A 3058-nucleotide genomic window follows, 5' to 3' on the forward strand; every position below is an offset into this window, starting at 1 on the left:
CCGTCACCCAGCGACAGCTTCCAGCTCTTGTCGCCCAATTCGAAGGCCATATACAGCCGGCCGATGATCGTCGTATCCTGCCCCTGAAGGGCTGTGTCAGGCGCTTTCATTTGCATGCTCCTTTCGAAAAACGAGTCTTCGAATCCTCGTTCTACTCCAGGGGGCTTACCTCCGCGGCCCTTCCATAGTATCTAACGCGCTGAGCGACATCTGGGTCAGCACGGAGATCTCGTCTGAAAAGCTGGCATCCGGCGCTGCGCTCATGCTGCGCATGCAACAGCGAAGCAGACCGAAATTCGTCGCTGCAGTCAGTGCGAGCGCGCGACGTTCTGACACTCCGTGTACCGCTGATGCGCCGCACTCCTGGCCGCGTTGTCCCTGGTCATCTGTGCGGCGTAGATGTCAGCTTTGTGCTGCTCGGAACACGCCCTGAACTGTCGTTCTGAGCCATCTTGCGTTCGTCCGCCTTCTGACGCGCCGCCGCATTCCGCTCCTTGATGGCCTGCGCCTGCTCTGGATCCACCGGCCTGGAGTTCGCAATCGCGCGCGCCTCCTTGCTCATTTGCGGCGTGTTGGCGACGCTGGCAGGCGATGAGGCGATGGCGTTTGCCTGCGCGCTGTCGGCAGGGCATTCCTTGACGACGTGATCCTTCAAGCCGTCGAAAGCGCTCGGGTTCATCGCCATGAGCAAGGCGATCTCCTCGGGCGCCTGGCCTTGCCAGAAGGTGTAGACGGAGCCTTGTGCCTGGCGCCCCGTATAGCTGCACTGCAGAAGCCGATTGGGCAAATTGGCGATGCGCAGATCGAAGCCCTGCATGAATGGCGTCTCGCCAAAGTAGGCGCGCGGATGAATCGCGCTGCCAGGCCTTACCAGTTTGCGCCCACCGCCAGCGCGTTGCGCGTGGAACTCATCCCATTCGGCTTGATCGCGCAGGCGCCTGTACTTCTCGTACTCGTCCATTCCGTCCCCGCTCTTCAGCGCAGCAGCCGCCCGGGCGGGATCCGCGGCCGGTCCGAACGCGCTCCCTGCCTTCATGCGCATGGCGGACACCCAGTTGTGGGCGATGGGAGTATGCCGGCTCAGATACGTTCTATTACTTTACGCGCACTGCACTAGTATCGTCCGCTTGCGGGCTCGCTAACTTCACCGAGTTGCGGAGGTTCGCTATGGCCGGACAAGCGCCATCTCGACGCTGCGGTTGGACTGCTCGTCGACTTCCGACGCGGTGACTGTCGGTAAATCGGTCTTAGGGAGTTCTGCGATATACACTCGCGCCGGCGCAATGCCACCGGCGCCGGTGAGCAGCTCGAGGATAGCCGCTGCGCGCTTTCGCGCTAGCGCGGAATTGAGCGACATCGGTGCGACTGTGTCGGCGTGTGCGCGAATCAACAGCAGCGATTCAGGATGACGGCGCAGCGCATTGCGGGCCTGTTCAACGGCCACAAGACCTTCGTCAGACACTTCGGCTCGACCGGTTAGGAACAGGACTGGTCGAAGGGGTGGCAACACAGGCATGGGCACGGGCGTCGCGGGAGGGGAGGACCCGAGGGCGTTGACGACGATTCCCGAGGACTTGTCGTCAGCCTTCTTCTCGTGAGTGAGAACACCGAACACTGCAAGGCAGCTGAGTGCGACAACACCCGAAGCAACTAGCCACGGTAACGCGCGCTGTAGGCGAATCTGAAGCCGTAGATAGACTGCCAGGGGAAGCAGGGCGTTGACCGTCGCATAGAGCTTGCCACGAAGGCTAGTGCCTCGGGTTTTTTCGGCAATGTCGTGTGGTGTCACGGGCGGATCGGGGAGACTTTTTAGAAGCCTCTCGGTATCGTCGATGGCCGTGGCAAGAGCATCGAGTCCCCCCGGTGGGTTTGCGACTCGACAGCCTGGCCATGCCGCAACCTCGGTGAGCAGTCTCTCCCTGGTAAGACTCCAAATACGGCCCCGTTCGGGACGCTTCCTCAAGGTTGACGATGTGCGCATGCCCCACGGTGGAGTAGAAAGGCGATTCGCTCATTCGCAAGGTGACCATATGCCGGAAAGTACCTTCAACCACCCGTTGTTCGGCCCCATCCAGTTTCGGACTGCTTCGAAGCAACACTGGATACGCGGCGACGCCATCTCCTTCATTAGCGGCTTTGACGAAGCAGAGATCACGCCTCTGCAGATACCGCAGTTGGCCGACGTCGAAGGCGCCCATGGCGGCCGCCTCCGGTTTCACCAGCGCGGGCATGCCCAGCTGCTTCGTGCGTTCGACGAGATTACAAGCCGCGGCCTGCTCCATCACATCAAAACCTGCGCTGGCACCTTGAACAAACGGCTCCGAAAGCCCGTGGATGGCGGCCTGAGCAGGCTACCCTCTAACCACGCCTTCGGAATCGCCATCGACCTCAATTCCGATGACGGTAGTCTCGGTGCCTCTGTTGCGCCCGTGGCGCCTGTTTTTCAGTCTCACGGCTTCACTTGGGGAATATCTTTCAACGACCCGATGCATTTCGAGGTGAACACCTTCTTGACGGCTGACACTCCCCCACTACCGGAAGACGGCCCCATCCCGACTCAGTTCATTGCGTGCAGGCAAAAAGTGCACAATCGCGGGGCCGCTCCGGAGGCATTTCTCAACAAGCTTGTTGAATGGGGCCGGAGCGCCGCGGACGACATCTTTCAGAAGAATTCCGCCTTTGACATCTACTCCAGCGTTGTCGGCAAGTTGGGGCCATGGCGAGGCGATCTGCACAGACGCGCCGTGATGCTGGAAGTCCTACGCGTTCTGGGCGGCTTCGAAAGCTCCTGGGACTGGAAGGCTGGCCGCGACCTCAGCAATCCAAGTTCGAACACCCCTTGTTCCGAAGAGGCGGGTGCCTTTCAATGCTCAGGCAACTCCATGGATCTGGCAGCACACCTCAAGCAGTTGCTTCTCGATGCGGGCGGCGACGGCTCGTGCAAGTCATTCATAACGACCACCAAATCAAATCACGAATTTGCGTTGGAATACTGTGCACGCTTGATCCGAATCACAACGAAGCATCTCGGGCCAATTAAGAACGAGCACGTTCATCC

Annotated in this window: 3 protein-coding genes; 1 reads left to right on the plus strand and 2 read right to left on the minus strand. The window is 60.3% G+C overall.

The window, feature by feature from the left end; all coding sequences use genetic code 11:
• Window positions 1-382: 382 nt before the first annotated feature.
• Both AC1DY5_RS49265 and AC1DY5_RS49270 read right to left on the minus strand, forming a co-directional pair.
• Window positions 383-1042, minus strand: a complete 660-nt coding sequence (locus AC1DY5_RS49265; protein WP_478121608.1) for a hypothetical protein — start codon at window positions 1040-1042, stop codon at window positions 383-385.
• Between the two features lie 123 nt (window positions 1043-1165).
• Complete coding sequence (locus AC1DY5_RS49270) at window positions 1166-1789, minus strand: OmpA family protein (RefSeq protein ID WP_478121609.1); 624 nt, start codon at window positions 1787-1789, stop codon at window positions 1166-1168.
• A gap of 241 nt (window positions 1790-2030) precedes the next feature.
• Between AC1DY5_RS49270 and AC1DY5_RS49275 the strand changes: the two genes are divergently transcribed.
• The coding region (locus AC1DY5_RS49275; RefSeq protein ID WP_478121610.1) for a M15 family metallopeptidase at window positions 2031-3058 on the plus strand (1028 nt) is incomplete at its 3' end.

The sequence above is a fragment of the Variovorax sp. P4_D9 genome (assembly GCF_056401695.1).